The organism is Paenibacillus sp. Lou8.1, from assembly GCF_024213565.1.
GTDB classification, from domain to species: domain Bacteria; phylum Bacillota; class Bacilli; order Paenibacillales; family Paenibacillaceae; genus Paenibacillus; species Paenibacillus polymyxa_B.
Window position 1 is genome coordinate 259019 of record NZ_JANAVN010000004.1, and the last position, 13861, is coordinate 272879.

Here is a 13861-nt window from a genome sequence, read left to right on the forward strand (position 1 = left end):
TTCCAATTGCAACTAAATTTACATCCAATAATCCACATCCCGGTTACAACCTGCATATTCTGTTTGTAAACCCAGGAGGAGGATACCGATGTCCCCAATCTTTATAGCAAGTTTAATGATGATGGGCATATTTTTATTTCAGGCAGCCATCGTTTTCGGCATCATACATTGGATTTCGAAACGCACTCAACGTCCAGCACAAACCAAAATGTATCTCACAATGAGTTTGCTCGTTGTAATTTTAGGCTTCCTTGTATGGGACAACTGGACACACTCACAGGAATTCAATGGATGGGCCATGATTAGTCTGCTGGTGATTATTATTAGTGCCTATATACAGCTTAGAAAGCAAAAAGAAAAATACTAATCCCATTACCATGCATCAAAGGAGGAGCGCCATGAAATCTCACTCAACACGCTTTTGGTTACAGAGGGTGCTACTGCTAATGCTTGTTTTACTCTTCAGCGGCTCTCAGCAATCTTTCATTGTTGCCGATGCCGCTCCGCCAATTAATGTTCAGGCCTCTGCCAAAGCGAAGCAATTACTTGCCTACCTATCTAATGTACCGGATGATATGCTAATTTCCGGGCAGCATGATTACTTAGAGGCACCGGATGAACAAAATAACAAGCTACAACAAATCAGCGGACAATACGCAGGACTTCACGGCTATGAGTTTGGAGGATTAGCTAATCAGTCCCGTACGGCCCTACAAGAGCAACGTCAGCATGTTGTGAATAGTGCTATCCAATGGAGTCAGGACGGCGGAATCGTAGCTATTACCTTCCATCAGGCGCTACCGGGCACACCCAAAACGTGGAAAAATGTACAAGCAAAAATAACTCAAGCTGAATTTAATCGTTACATCACGCCGGGTACCCCGCAATATAAACAACTGATCGCCGATCTGGATGAGGTGGCTCTGTCCCTTAAGACTTTACGAGACGCGGATGTACCTGTTTTATGGAGACCCTATCATGAGATGAACGGCAACTGGTTTTGGTGGGGGAACAAGCAAAATTACGCTAAGTTGTGGAATCTAATGTATGATCGGTTCACTCATGTCCATCATCTGGATAACCTGTTGTGGGTGTGGAATCCCAATGCCCCAAACGCATATAGCACTCCCTATAATCTATCCTTCCCAGGTATTAACCGGGTAGATATTCTTGCAGCTGATATCTATAATAATGATTATAAATCCTCCTACTACACTGAATTGCTAAAGCTTGCGCAGGGCAAGCCTATGGGAATCGGAGAAAGTGATATTCTGCCGAGTGCGAAGGTGCTGCAAAACCAGCCAGCCTGGGCCTATGCCATGACATGGGGAAAGGAACTGTCTGCAACCAATTCACAAGCAGCAATCAGACATTTTATGAACCAAAATAATATCATCACACGAGACCTTCTTCATGAGTCCCTCCGCTGAAAGAAAAAAGCTTCCACTTCGCTCTAAGAGCAAAGTGGAAGCTTTTTTTATACTAAATCCAAATAAAGCTCTCTAACTATTTCTGATAACCTCTTCTAGATCAATATCGGCATACGCCTCTTCACCAAGATGTACGGATACAATGGTGTAGATCCGCTTGGACAGTCTAGACATCAGCCGATCACCCGGTGCTACAGAATATTCTTCCCGATAATCTCCAATTTTGTGAAAACCGCTGGACATATGGATGTACAAGTTACCCCTACGTGTTTTACCATGCACCAACATCAAATCTCCTCCTGCTGTGTAACCAACCTAATTTCCCTGTTACATGTATATCGGTCAGAACAAGATAGGATATAAGTCCCTGGTACCCTACTTTCGTTTCACAAGTTAGTGCACGTAAACGAAACGGGTCTGCCAGTGATGTGACAGACCCGTTTTTGTAAACCCATTTTCGTGATTTAGGAAGAAACTATTCTTGATAGGATTCTGCTATTGCATTCGCTGCAATGATTGCATTGTACACGTCAGCAGGACTAACCGGGAACGGCATGTTGACCATTGTATCATTCGATGCACAAGCAGCTTCAGCCACTTGGCGCCATTCAGCCTCAACAAATTCCTCTACACCCAAGTCACGAAGCGTCAACGGAAGGCCTACATCCTTCACCAGTTTAATCACGGTTTCCAGTTCCTCTTTCGGTGCATTTTCCAGCACTAGCTGGGTTAACAAACCGAATGTAACTTTCTCACCATGCTGTGCTTTATGGAGCGAAGGAACAGCCGTCATGCCATTATGAATGGCATGTGCTGCTGCCAATCCACCTGATTCTGCACCAACACCGCTCAGATAAATAGTAGCTTCAATCGTATCCTCAACCGCACGAGTATATACTTTACGATCCACAGCACGTTTGGCCTTCGCAGCATTTTCCAGCAATGTATCATAACAAAGACGAGCAAGTCCCAGTCCTGTAGTGGAAGGCTTGTTCAGAACCAGGTTATCCCCATTGGCCTGATAGCAGGCACGAGCTTCAAAATAAGTGGCCAGTGCATCACCGATTCCAGCTGCAAAGAAACGTGCAGGCGCTGCTGCCAGGATGCCTGTATCCGCCAGTACAACGTCTGGATTAGTAGGCAGGAACAGATATTCATCAAAAGAGCCATCTTTTTTGTATATAACCGCAAGCGCGGTACAAGGAGCATCTGTAGAAGCAATCGTTGGGAAAATAACAACAGGCAGCTTTTCATAATAAGCCGTTGCCTTGGCGGTATCCAATGTTTTTCCCCCGCCAATCCCTATGATAATGTTCGAACCATGTTTACGCACCAATTCGCGGTTACGATCAATCTCTTCTTTTGTACATTCATATTGAAATTTCTCGAAGACCACCTGGTTACCAGCTGCTTCAATCGAAGCACCTGCCTCCTTTTGGGCCCTTTCAAGTATGAACTCATCACAAATGACAAAGGCTTTATCGCCATAATCCTTAATATAGTCATTTAACGACGAGAGTAGATTTTGTCCAGAAATAAATTTCTTGGGTGAAGTAACGGACCTTACGACGTTTGCCATGTAAATTCCTCCTCAGCTTTGACTCATACTCAAATTAATAATGATTTGGGCATGTGACCCCTTAACTATAAACCTCTTTTCACATTATTAAAAGGCTTATTATGGAATATTTTATGAACAAATTGTGTATCTATTATATTTGAACAGTCGAGCTCCATTCAGAATACAGGATACCCATCATGATACGATCATAACTGTTACCATCACGAAGAACAGCGGAACGAACTCTACCCTCAAGCTGGAACCCCGCCTTCTCATAAGTTCGGATCGCTTGTGTATTGTACTCGATCACATCCAAGCCGACCCGATTCAAATTGAGCTCATAAAACGCATAACGAAGAATGAGCCGTACCGCTTCTGCCCCAAAGCCCTTGCCGCGGTAGTCCGTATTACCTATACCTATTGCCAGCTGTCCGCTGCGATTATTCCACTCAATCCCGTGGATAGCGACAAATCCGATCAAGACATCATCTGCCAATGTTCTTAATCGAAAATAGACCTCGTTAGAGCGGGGAGATCCTTCTGACTCCATCTGTTTCAACGTGTAGGGGAGCGCCAAATCCGTATCTACATTTCGCAGATACTTCGCATCCTCACCCCATTTGAACATCACTTCGGCATCTTCTTCCCTGACTGCGGCCAATTTTATTCGTTCCCCATAAAATAAATTTTCGATCTTAATGACTCTTCAGCTCCTATTATGAATTGTGTGCCATGTTTTCCGTCATAATTGTCATGCTATCCGATGTCCGCACTATAAGCTCTCCCTTTTAATTCAATGTTTAAATTTTACAAAATAATCAAACATAGCACAACCAAATCATTACAATTGTCATTGTGTGACACACAAAAAAGACCTTACAGCTGCAAGGTCTTCGCATAACTAATATTTAAACAACATAGCAACCAGCTGATATCCAGCTCCAATCGTCCAGAACAGCACATAATCACCGTGCCGGATACGACCCGATTCAATACCTTCATATAGCGCAATGAACGGGCTACTGGTACCTGTGTAACCATATCGATCACCCACATAAATCATTTGGGCATCCTCTAGCTCCAAGTGATCCTGAATCTTCAATACATTTGCTAACGAGAACTGAGACAGACAATAAGCCCGTACATCCTGAGGTGTCAGCCCATTTTTCTTTAAAATGCGTTCAAGCAGATCAAATGTAGGAGGCAAGGCCATATTGGCGTCAAACGGAAGCCACTGAATATATTTTCCGGGAGCATTCCTTTGGAGTGTTGCCGCTAACCCGTGAGCCGGGTACAAAATTTTATCTATATTGACTGGGTCCGTAAAATACATCGAATCTATAAAACCGGTGTCTTCTTCTGTACGCTCCAAAATAGCCGCACATGCAGCATCTCCATAGTTCGCATAAGTAATCTCATCCTCCGGACCGGAAATGAGTGAATTATAATCTGAACCGATAATAAGCGCTGTCCGCACGTCAGGATTAGATAGCATCGACCGACTGGCTTGATCGACAGCGACTGTCATCCCTGCACAATTCGCGTTGGAATCCATCACGGCCACATCATGTCTCGCCCCAATCGCCTGGTGAACAAACAAAGCATTCATCGGAAACAGTGACTCAGGAACTTGAGTGGAGAACACGATCATATCCACATCACGGCCTGTCATACCGGCCTGTTCCAGAGCTTTTTGCGCAGCTGCAATTCCCATGGTTAGGCCGTTTTCGTTCGGATCATCAATGATATAACGCTGTTTTCTACCCATATGCTCCATGAAGCGTCGAATATCTTTGCCCCGCTCGTCAAAATGGCGAACATAGTATTCGTTATCCAACGAATGGGGCGGATGGTACACACCCAGTGCTTTTATTTTGATATGGCTCATCAGGTTTCCCCCTTACACATACGTCAGCGCATTATTGTACGACAATATCTACGTTGTTTAATCCTGCTTCACGTGCTACTCGACCAAGCTGCATTTTAATAATGGTTTGTTGAAGACTGATACCAAAGATTACTTTGGCAAATCCAGTTTCTTTATAACGTACAAATGAGCCCTTCAATTTTTCCACTTCTCCCGGACCCAAAAGTGCCATCTGGGTACAATCTACCTTGAGTGTAAAGCTGGACGCCTGAATGGATGAAGTTTTGGCTACATAATCTTTTACAAAGCTATCATACTCCTCCTGGCTAAAAACTCCATTCACCGCCATATGTACCGTTTTCATGGCTTGATCTACTTCGATAGTGTAAGGATGTTGACTCATTTAGAAAGACTCCTTTGATTTCATTTTTTTGTCTATTAAGAGTATCGGAATAATAGGTAGAATTTTTAATATTAAATCAGATAAATCACCACTAAAATATTACAAATTTGTGAATATAAAAAACCGTCACTGCTCCTAGAAGAAGCAACTGACGGCTGGAAATTTGCGTATTCTCATGTGCAATTAATTCGTAAACGTATGGCGACCGAGTGAGATGACAGCCGGGCGACTTTTACTCCATTTGGCTGTGGCAATGGCCGGGTTGTAATAAAACAAGGACCCATTAGTCGGATCAGCACCATTAAGTGCCTGCCTGGCTGCACGGTATGCCGTCTTGTTTGGTTTTAGGCGGTATTGACCATCCTGTACAGCGGTGAATTGGCCAGGCTGCAAAATAACGTCCGGGATCGAGCTTGGAAACTCGCCGGACTGCACACGGTTTAATACGACAGCGCCAACAGCCACTTGACCTTCAAACGATTCTCCGCGCGCCTCAGAATAAATGATACGAGCCAGTTGATCCAGCGCGGTTACGCGCACCTCTCCGAAGGATTTCAGCTTGGCTTGTGTTGCCGCTCCGGCTACTCCATCAGGTGTCAGACCGTTATCTCGTTGAAAACGAGCCACCGCTTTACTGGTCAGAGAACCATAGTACCCAGTAAACCCAGCCTTGAAATAACCGAGCGAATGAAGCTGCTGTTGAAGCTCCAGCACCCGTTCGCTTTGAATCCCTTTCTTCAAAGCTGACGTTTGTGCTTGTGCTTGTCCTGGTGCGACTGACAATACAGTACCTAACATACATGCGCAGGACAGGATTAAAATAGATAATTTTTTCATATTCCAGACAACCTCCTCTTTCATGTTCTGTCCGGTGCAACCATTCCGGCCTGTACAACTCAGGGACGTTTATCCGATGATGTTTCTTATGACATAACTTATGCCTAGCTGCAGAAATGACGCGTGGCTACATACGGAATGGGACAATCATGCTTTCACACGTCCGTTGCAGTATACCACAAGCCGCATTTACGTATCATCCGGCTCTGGTCCTAAGACTACCCAAGCAAATAAAACGCCATCCCTAAAGGGATGACGTGTATTAAAAGCAATGGATCATGTTCTGACCACACTTGAATACGTGACTTTTTTCGCTATTTTTCGCTTCAACTTGCCCGGGATCGGAGCCTGATTTCTACTAATTCAAATCACATTTGCGCGCACACATATATGGGCGTATGCATAGAGTAGCGTACGATCATCAAATCTTGATTAACAGAAAGGCTGGAAACGACGCGTGAATTCATATATGGATTACACCTCTCCTACTGTACAATTCACCTATGATTTAAGCGACAATGTTTTGTTTCAGAAGGATGCTCAAAATTCGATCAACGAGCTGTCGATCCAGCAGCTGAATACATTGGCAAATGTATCGCTGCTGGATATTCGCCTCAGCACTGCTAATGTTGTGGAGCCTCACTATCACCAAAATGCCACAGAACTGGTCTACTGCATCTCTGGAGCAGTAACCGTGTCACTGATTAACCCCTTTACCCGCGAATTACGACATTTTCCGATCACACCTGGCCAAGTGGCTAACGTCCCTCAAGGATGGTGGCATTATCTGGTCGCCACGGTGGATAACACTCATTTGTTGACGATGTTTGATGCCCCGACCCCTGAATTCATACTGGGATCTGACATTTTGCGCCTAACGCCAAATAACATTCTGGCTCATACTTACTGCCTGGATGAGAATAAGATTCAGGAAGCGCTCGCCCCTATTAAAAAACCTGTCATCATCGGTCCTCCCAATGACTGCAAGCAGCAGCCCCCTCGAAAACCAGGGATACATGTAAGGCTTGCTGATGCTTCATCACACCATCAAGCCGTCCCCCAAAGAGATTACGCCTATACTAACGGATATCCCGGCTTCTCTTTTAATCCCTATCAAGAATAGGCTAACTCTAGTCAGGTTTTAAGTTGGAGAGAATACCTTTTCCCTGTATGTTCGCCGTTACCATAAGACCGTCCCTCTCATAAAATGCCAATGTATAAGAGGGGGTGATGGAATGGACGCTTACTACAACTGTTTGAACTGCATGAATAAAAAGGTGCGTATTCTCACCATTGACGGAAAACAGTACGAAGGAACCATTATGGATGTGGATCGTAATAATGTGTACTTAAAAACAGAACGGAACGGACGTGTACAAACGTCTGCCTTTTATCCTGGCTACGGGTATGGGAATCAAATCTTAACTTTGAGCCTGTTCACCCTGCTGGCGATTGCGTTAATTTAATCCTGATCCATTGTCCGTTCCTGTCTATAGATGCCAATGTAACTCAAATGACAGCTGCCCAGCCCGGCACAGTTTGTGTAGGGCTTGTACGCTGTTATTTGAGGTGTTTTACATACGTTCCATCCTCTAAAACACTTAACCCCCCATCGGTTATATACCAATGGGGGGGTTAAGCTACTCAGTTCATTTTAAACCCATAAAGACTTCGTAATGATAACGAGCAGAATGAACAGTACCAGAATAGCTCCTGTCGATGTCCATACTCCTGGGTAGCCCCCTACTGAACCGCCACCACAACCTCTTTCACATTCACTCATGGTCATTGCCTCCTTCAATTCAAGGTACAACATAGCTTATGTATTGAGCTTTCCTACGGACCGGGCTTTTCGGCAATGTTATGAATGTTTTTGCTGATGGGCATCAGCCTACACCTTTCCTAGGCAGGAGCATAGGATAACACAACTAATCTTGAAGGAGTGAAGCAATTGAATTCAAATCAAATGCTCAATTACAACGTTAATCAACCTTTCCCCCACCATCCTACCTCTCACCACGTCGTGGTGCACCCTGTAGATCCGTACGTCGTAGAAACATTAAAATCGGTGATCGGCAAGTACGTTGTACTTGAGACAACACGTGGCAGAATTGATGGATGTGTAGTGGACTGTAAGCCTGATCATGTCATTTTAGATGTATACGGAAAAAAATTCTTTGTTCGAATCAGCGAAATCGTATGGATTATGCCCAACTAAACAAATTAGACATTAAAAATCCTCGCATATCCTGTTCCGGATTCGCGAGGATTGATTATAACGTTGATTATGTTAATCAAGCCCTCCTGCCAGTGAAGCCCGGAGTTCATCTATCGTTCCGTTGTATTCATCCAAATCGACTTGGCCTTGAATACCCGGAACACTGCCTGTGCTACTGTACTGCCAAGCCCACCAGCTATTCCAAGCTGGGACTGCGGTCGGCTTTTGCGTAGTGCTGTATCGGGCTACCCACAGCTTATACATAGAAAATGTAGGATCAAACTTGGAAGCAAAGACATTGCCCGTGTATACGATCGGCTGACGCCCGGTAAGCCTCTCCATTTCATCCAAAAAAGCATGCGCCACTTCACTAATCTGTGCAGGAGTAAGACCTTTGGGGTTATTTTCATAGTCCATCACAGGGGGGAGATCCAGCCTGCCTCCTGCTGAATCTATAGCCCTGGCAAAATTAGCTGCTTCCTGACGAGCTCCCTCCGCAGTAGTAGCGTTCAAAAAGTGGTAAGCGCCAACCAGGATGTTAGCATCTCTGGCACCCTGCACATTTACTAAAAATTGATTATCTTGATATTTTGTGCCCTCTGTAGCTTTAATAAAAGCAAATGTCTTGCCTGCCGCCGCCACTTGCTGCCAATCAATATTGCCATTATAGTGTGAGACGTCAATCCCTTGCGCGTGTCCATCAGAAGAAATCTCAGGTACAACAGGTATGGTAGGTATAACGTTCTCGGTAGTTGATGGCTCCTCTGTTTCCTGATCCAACGCTATAACCACCTTACCATCATCCGCATTGAGTACATGAAAGGATGTACTCTGATTAAGATCGACCACGATGCGTACCGAGGCTGGGTTTGTACTAGCCATGGAGTATCTTACTTGAGAAACATCTGGATCTTCTGTGACTGGAAAACTTCCTTGTCCACCATTGTTAAATGATTGCGATGCTGGAAATTCCTCAGCAAACTTTGTATCCGGTATGTCTACAACAATACGGTCTGCATGAGTCAACGTGGTTACTTTTGGGGTTACTTTTCCATTAACAGTTATAGTTAATTGGTGATTATCGAAGCTAATTTGGTTTATAGCCGTGCGCGCACTCTCTTTAGGATTACTTACAGCTGGAGTAGCAGGATGATCATGATTGGACTCGCTATTGCCGCTTGAAGTAGGAGGAGTCGTCAGGAACACGGTTTTAAGCTCGTTGTTCCAGGTCACATTCATTCCTGTCTGTTCCGATACAAAGCGAAGCGGAACATAAGTCGTCCCCTCTTTAAGCAAAGGAGCTACAGCCAATCCCATTTGATGATCATTGACAGAGGCTATGGGATTGTTGACCTGAAGACTGAGGTTAAGATTTTGCTTATGTATAGTTATGGTCCCTGTCTTGGACTCCCAATTCACGCTATAACCCAATTCCTCTACAATGAGACGGAGTGGAACCAGTACATTCCCCTTTACTTCTTGAATCTGAACACCTTTGCCAACACTTATATCTTTACCATCCAACTGAAGATGTGAACTCGAAGATGCAGCATGACTTTCTCTTGGAAATGCTAGTAGAAACAGAAACAAAAAAGCAAATAAACAATTTTTTTTCATTATGTACCCTACCAATCTCTATATTTTCGCTTATGAAATTCTTGCACTCTATGATTCTCAGGACCTCTATTTTGATAGACGCGAATCATATGGTAAAAGTTACGATTGATTCAGTACATATTTCAGTCTTATCATACAAAAGTACTAAAAAACTCTGCCAGCTATACAGCGAGCAGAGCTTTTTTCAGTTTTATTAACCTAGTTTACTAGCAATCTTATCACCAAACGAATACTTCATGTTCACACTGTTAAAAATGTTAACCCTATAAGAATGATCGAGGTAACAGATAGTACCAGTAAGGGAAGCATTGCTTTCTCCCGCAAAGCCTTAAAGCTCACATTCAGCCCCATGCCTACCATAGCCATTGTTAACATAAAGGTGGTAACTTGAGAAATTCCGTTCGTCAGACTAGATGGAACTACAATATATTTCCCAAAAACATAGCTGCCCACAATACTTGTAGCCATAAAGCCGATGAGGAACCAGGGAAACTCCACTTTAGCGTCTGTACGAATTTTTCCAGTTCGTTTCATCCAAACCATTAAAACAAAGCTGAGCGGTATGAGTAAGAAAACACGCCCCAGTTTAGCTAATAAGCCCATTGCAAGAGCATCCTGTCCGGCAGGCGCTGCAGCTAAGGCCACATGTGCAATTTCATGTAAACTGATGCCCGACCAGATTCCATATTGCATATCCGTCAAAGGAAGCCAGGGCCGAAGCACAGTAAACAAAATGGCAAATACCGTTCCAACCAAGGCAATGAGTCCTACTCCTATGGCTGTATCCTCATCTTTGGATTTTAACAAGGGAGAAACCGCTGCAATCGCTGCTGCACCGCAAACTCCTGTTCCAATACCAAGAAGAAGCGAAAGCGAAGCATCTGCCTTGAAACGTTTTGCCAGCCAAACCGTAAAAAAGATGGAAAATACAACGGTGCCCACATCACGCAAAAGTAAACCCAACCCATGATGAATGACAACATCCATGTTCAGCTTCAGCCCAAATAACACAATCGCTCCACGTAGTATTTTCTTTGCTGAAAACTCAACCCCCGAGCGCACAGCTTCAGGGTATCCCCACAACTGTCGGTACAGAATAGCGAGAAACATAGCACAGGCCAATTGACCTACATAATGAAAACCTGGCAATTCGTTCAGGCCGTAGCCTGTCAAAGCAAATAACATCGTGAGGATAATGCCAAATATACGCTGGAATAATCGCCCTCTGTTCGAAAATAATTTGGTGTGTTGTGTATGACTGTTCATGGTGAACCCCTCCAATTCTACATGCATCCAGCTTAATATGTTTTTTGTCATAAGAAAAATAAATCATTATAATAATGATAATAAGTAAATAGATATGATGAATTTGGAGGAATGGGCTTTGGACCAATCTTTAATCGTATTTATTATGGTCGCTGAGAAACAAAACTTCACGCGAGCTGCCGAGGAGTTACACATGACCCAACCTGCGGTAAGTCAATATATTCAAACGCTGGAACGTAGCGTAGGGACCCGCCTCCTGGAGCGTAGTAATAAATATGTGCGCTTAACCAAAGCAGGTGAAATTGTGTATCATCATGCTCAGGAGGTTATCCGTCTCCATACACGGATGCAATATTTGGTGGACGAGCTGATACATACGGCAAAAGGAAACCTGTCGATTGGCGCAAGCTACACATATGGCGAATATGTGTTGCCGCATGTGATTGCGCAAATGAGAATCCAGTATCCACTCATTCAGCCCTCGATTACCATCGGTAACACTCAGGAAATTGAAAAACTCATGATCCATAATCAACTGGATGTAGGCATTATCGAAGGAGAATTTCAGCATGACCATTTACACATTGAATCATTTGCTGATGATCGAATGTATATCGTCGTTCCGCAAAATCATCGTTTGGCTGGTAAATCTCAAGTGGATTTAAGTGAGCTGCAAGAGGACATCTGGATTCTGAGGGAAGAAGGTTCTGGAACCCGGGAAGCGGCTGAAAATATGTTTGCACGGTTCCGGTTCTCCCCTTCTCATATGATGAATTTTGGCAGTACACAGATCATCAAAGAGTCTGTAGAAGCAGGCTTGGGGATTTCTTTGCTGTCCCAATGGGTCATTCAGAAGGAACTTGCTCTGGGCACATTAAAAGTACTGGATATTCATAATCTTCCGGTCATTCGAAAATTCTCCTTCCTAACTCCTTCTTCGACATTTGAAACGAAAGCAAGTACCGCTTTTTTGGAGATTTTGCGAAGTTATAATGTGCAAAGGTAAAGTGCAGAAACCACGAAAAAAAGCACCCATTAAGGTGCTTTCAACATAATCATTATCATGTTTTTTATGAGGAAAGATGATCCTTACCATGATATAAGAAATGAGAAAAATCAGCGTAGCTTCCTTGGAATTGTTGCATATCATGAGCAGCAATACCTACAAAATTCCCTGTAAAACCACCGGATAAAAAGCTGATATCCTGCATTTCAAAAAGCCGCTTCCAAGCAGGTTTGTCTCCGACTCCATAATAAAATTGCCCGTGGGATGCATGGACTTCCACAGCTAAATGTATAGGAAGATCGTCCTGAAGCGTAATCGCTTGGGGAACTAAGGTAAATGTGTTGGCTTCACATCGCATCATGCGCAGCACCTTCCCTTGTCCCTCCTCATAGCTAATATAGGCGTACAAATAATCTTCTTCATTAAGGTACAGTAGAAGCCCCGCCATTTGCAAATAGCTTGTTGGCTGATACTCCAATGCTGTTTCCACCCGGAAATGATGATCCGTTTGCCGAATGGCAAGCACATGATGCTGGAACAGACTTTGAATGGATTCTCCAGCTAGAATCCGAAGATAACCGGGGCGCTGGCTTAATGAACACCAGCTGTCATCCGCCAGGATACGCAATGTGTTCCACGTTTTATCTAATGTGGTTCCCTCGAAAAAATCCTCGAAAATATAACCCTGCTGCTCTTGCTTAACCGAGAACTTCCCTCGAGGTGCGGGCACCTCCAATTGAGGTGTATGGCCCCCAGCGGTTAGTCGCAGCCAGCCTTCATCATTCCAGTACACTTGCTGCAAGGCTGTTTCCCGTCCTAAAATGGCATATTTCCCCTCTACTGGACGTGTGCATAAATGAGCCATGTACCATTCACCGTCCGGTGTTTGTACAAGACTGCCATGTCCTGCGCATTGTAACGGGAAATCCAGTCGATCACGTGACGTAAGCATGGGGTTGTGCGGGTCTACTTCATATGGCCCGGATATCTGCTTCGACCGTGCTACGGTAACGGCATGCCCCGTACCCGTTCCGCCTTCCGCTGTAACAAGATAGTAATAACCGTTTTGCTTGTAGATGTGAGGCGCTTCTGTTTTCTTCAAAGGAGTACAATCAAAGATTTTAACAGGCTCGCCAATGAGTTGTTGTTGCTTGCTGTCATACTCCTGCATGACGATGCCGGAAGATTTATTGCTTTCCAACATGCGGTAATCCCACAATGCGTTCAACAGCCATTTGCGTCCGTCCTCATCGTGAAATAAAGACGGATCAAATCCGCTACTGTTAAGATAGACGGGTTCCGACCAAGGCCCTTGGATCGTAGGCGCCGTCATCACAAAATTATGAGCATCCTTGAACGGACGTTTGGTGCTTTTCACATCCGTATAGAGCAGATAAAAAAGGTCATCCGCATAGCTAATCTGCGGTGCCCAAATGCTGCAATTTTTCGGGTTTCCTCTTAAATCAACCTGATCGGTCAAAATATCTGTGCAATGCTCCCAGTTGGCCAAATCTTTGGACTGGTACACCCGTACTCCAGGCAACCACTCAAACGATGACACCACAATATAGTAAGTATCCTCGACTCGTGTAATACACGGATCGGGATTAAAGCCTTTTAATATGGGATTTTGGATCATCATGAGACCTCACTTCT

At 44.2% G+C, this 13861-nt stretch carries 16 protein-coding genes; 6 read left to right on the forward strand and 10 right to left on the reverse strand.

Features of this window, described 5'->3' with window-relative positions:
• Positions 1–88: 88 nt before the first annotated feature.
• Positions 89–367, forward strand: coding sequence for a hypothetical protein (locus tag NLX78_RS07510; protein ID WP_254350028.1), 279 nt, complete (start codon positions 89–91; stop codon positions 365–367).
• Positions 368–398: 31 nt separating this feature from the next.
• Positions 399–1430: a glycosyl hydrolase gene (locus NLX78_RS07515; RefSeq protein WP_254350029.1), complete on the forward strand. Its 1032-nt coding sequence runs from the start codon at positions 399–401 to the stop codon at positions 1428–1430.
• Positions 1431–1502: 72 nt separating this feature from the next.
• Here NLX78_RS07515 and NLX78_RS07520 read toward each other — a convergent pair whose 3' ends face one another.
• From NLX78_RS07520 to NLX78_RS07545, 6 genes are all read right to left on the reverse strand, one after another.
• On the reverse strand, positions 1503–1718 hold the full coding sequence (locus tag NLX78_RS07520; protein ID WP_013311038.1) for a hypothetical protein: 216 nt from the start codon (positions 1716–1718) through the stop codon (positions 1503–1505).
• 187 nt (positions 1719–1905) lie between these two features.
• Positions 1906–3009, reverse strand: coding sequence for a glycerol dehydrogenase (locus NLX78_RS07525; protein ID WP_061828476.1), 1104 nt, complete (start codon positions 3007–3009; stop codon positions 1906–1908).
• A gap of 133 nt (positions 3010–3142) precedes the next feature.
• The gene (locus NLX78_RS07530; protein ID WP_134903680.1) at positions 3143–3691 is read right to left on the reverse strand and encodes a GNAT family N-acetyltransferase; all 549 of its coding nucleotides are present in this window, start codon (positions 3689–3691) and stop codon (positions 3143–3145) included.
• 201 nt (positions 3692–3892) lie between these two features.
• Positions 3893–4879 carry a ketoacyl-ACP synthase III gene (locus NLX78_RS07535; protein ID WP_254350030.1) on the reverse strand — a complete coding sequence of 329 codons (987 nt, stop codon included), beginning with the start codon at positions 4877–4879 and terminating at the stop codon, positions 3893–3895.
• Positions 4880–4910: 31 nt separating this feature from the next.
• Complete coding sequence (locus NLX78_RS07540; protein WP_029517714.1) at positions 4911–5261, reverse strand: hypothetical protein; 351 nt, start codon at positions 5259–5261, stop codon at positions 4911–4913.
• A gap of 183 nt (positions 5262–5444) precedes the next feature.
• Entirely contained in the window at positions 5445–6098 is a 654-nt protein-coding gene (locus NLX78_RS07545; RefSeq protein WP_165178363.1) for a cell wall hydrolase, read from the reverse strand.
• A 457-nt stretch (positions 6099–6555) separates the two neighbouring features.
• Between NLX78_RS07545 and NLX78_RS07550 the strand changes: the two genes are divergently transcribed.
• Together NLX78_RS07550 and NLX78_RS07555 are read left to right on the forward strand one after the other, a co-directional pair.
• The gene (locus tag NLX78_RS07550; RefSeq protein WP_254350031.1) at positions 6556–7221 is read left to right on the forward strand and encodes a cupin domain-containing protein; all 666 of its coding nucleotides are present in this window, start codon (positions 6556–6558) and stop codon (positions 7219–7221) included.
• Positions 7222–7333: 112 nt separating this feature from the next.
• Positions 7334–7564 (forward strand): LSm family protein, encoded by a 231-nt coding sequence (locus NLX78_RS07555; protein ID WP_025719727.1) that lies wholly within the window; start codon positions 7334–7336, stop codon positions 7562–7564.
• A 188-nt stretch (positions 7565–7752) separates the two neighbouring features.
• Here the strand turns inward: NLX78_RS07555 and NLX78_RS26475 are convergent, their stop codons facing one another.
• The gene (locus NLX78_RS26475) at positions 7753–7881 is read right to left on the reverse strand and encodes a hypothetical protein (RefSeq protein WP_013371969.1); all 129 of its coding nucleotides are present in this window, start codon (positions 7879–7881) and stop codon (positions 7753–7755) included.
• Positions 7882–8049: 168 nt separating this feature from the next.
• Between NLX78_RS26475 and NLX78_RS07560 the strand changes: the two genes are divergently transcribed.
• Entirely contained in the window at positions 8050–8316 is a 267-nt protein-coding gene (locus NLX78_RS07560; RefSeq protein ID WP_025719729.1) for a DUF2642 domain-containing protein, read from the forward strand.
• Between the two features lie 72 nt (positions 8317–8388).
• Here the strand turns inward: NLX78_RS07560 and NLX78_RS07565 are convergent, their stop codons facing one another.
• Entirely contained in the window at positions 8389–9933 is a 1545-nt protein-coding gene (locus NLX78_RS07565) for a GH25 family lysozyme (protein WP_254350032.1), read from the reverse strand.
• A gap of 240 nt (positions 9934–10173) precedes the next feature.
• Positions 10174–11199 (reverse strand): YeiH family protein, encoded by a 1026-nt coding sequence (locus tag NLX78_RS07570; RefSeq protein ID WP_254350033.1) that lies wholly within the window; start codon positions 11197–11199, stop codon positions 10174–10176.
• Positions 11200–11317: 118 nt separating this feature from the next.
• On the opposite strand from NLX78_RS07570, the gene NLX78_RS07575 reads away from it, so the two are divergent.
• Positions 11318–12205 (forward strand): LysR family transcriptional regulator, encoded by an 888-nt coding sequence (locus tag NLX78_RS07575; protein WP_254350034.1) that lies wholly within the window; start codon positions 11318–11320, stop codon positions 12203–12205.
• 64 nt (positions 12206–12269) lie between these two features.
• Here NLX78_RS07575 and NLX78_RS07580 read toward each other — a convergent pair whose 3' ends face one another.
• Positions 12270–13847: a glycoside hydrolase family 43 protein gene (locus tag NLX78_RS07580; protein ID WP_254350035.1), complete on the reverse strand. Its 1578-nt coding sequence runs from the start codon at positions 13845–13847 to the stop codon at positions 12270–12272.
• Positions 13848–13861 lie beyond the last annotated feature (14 nt).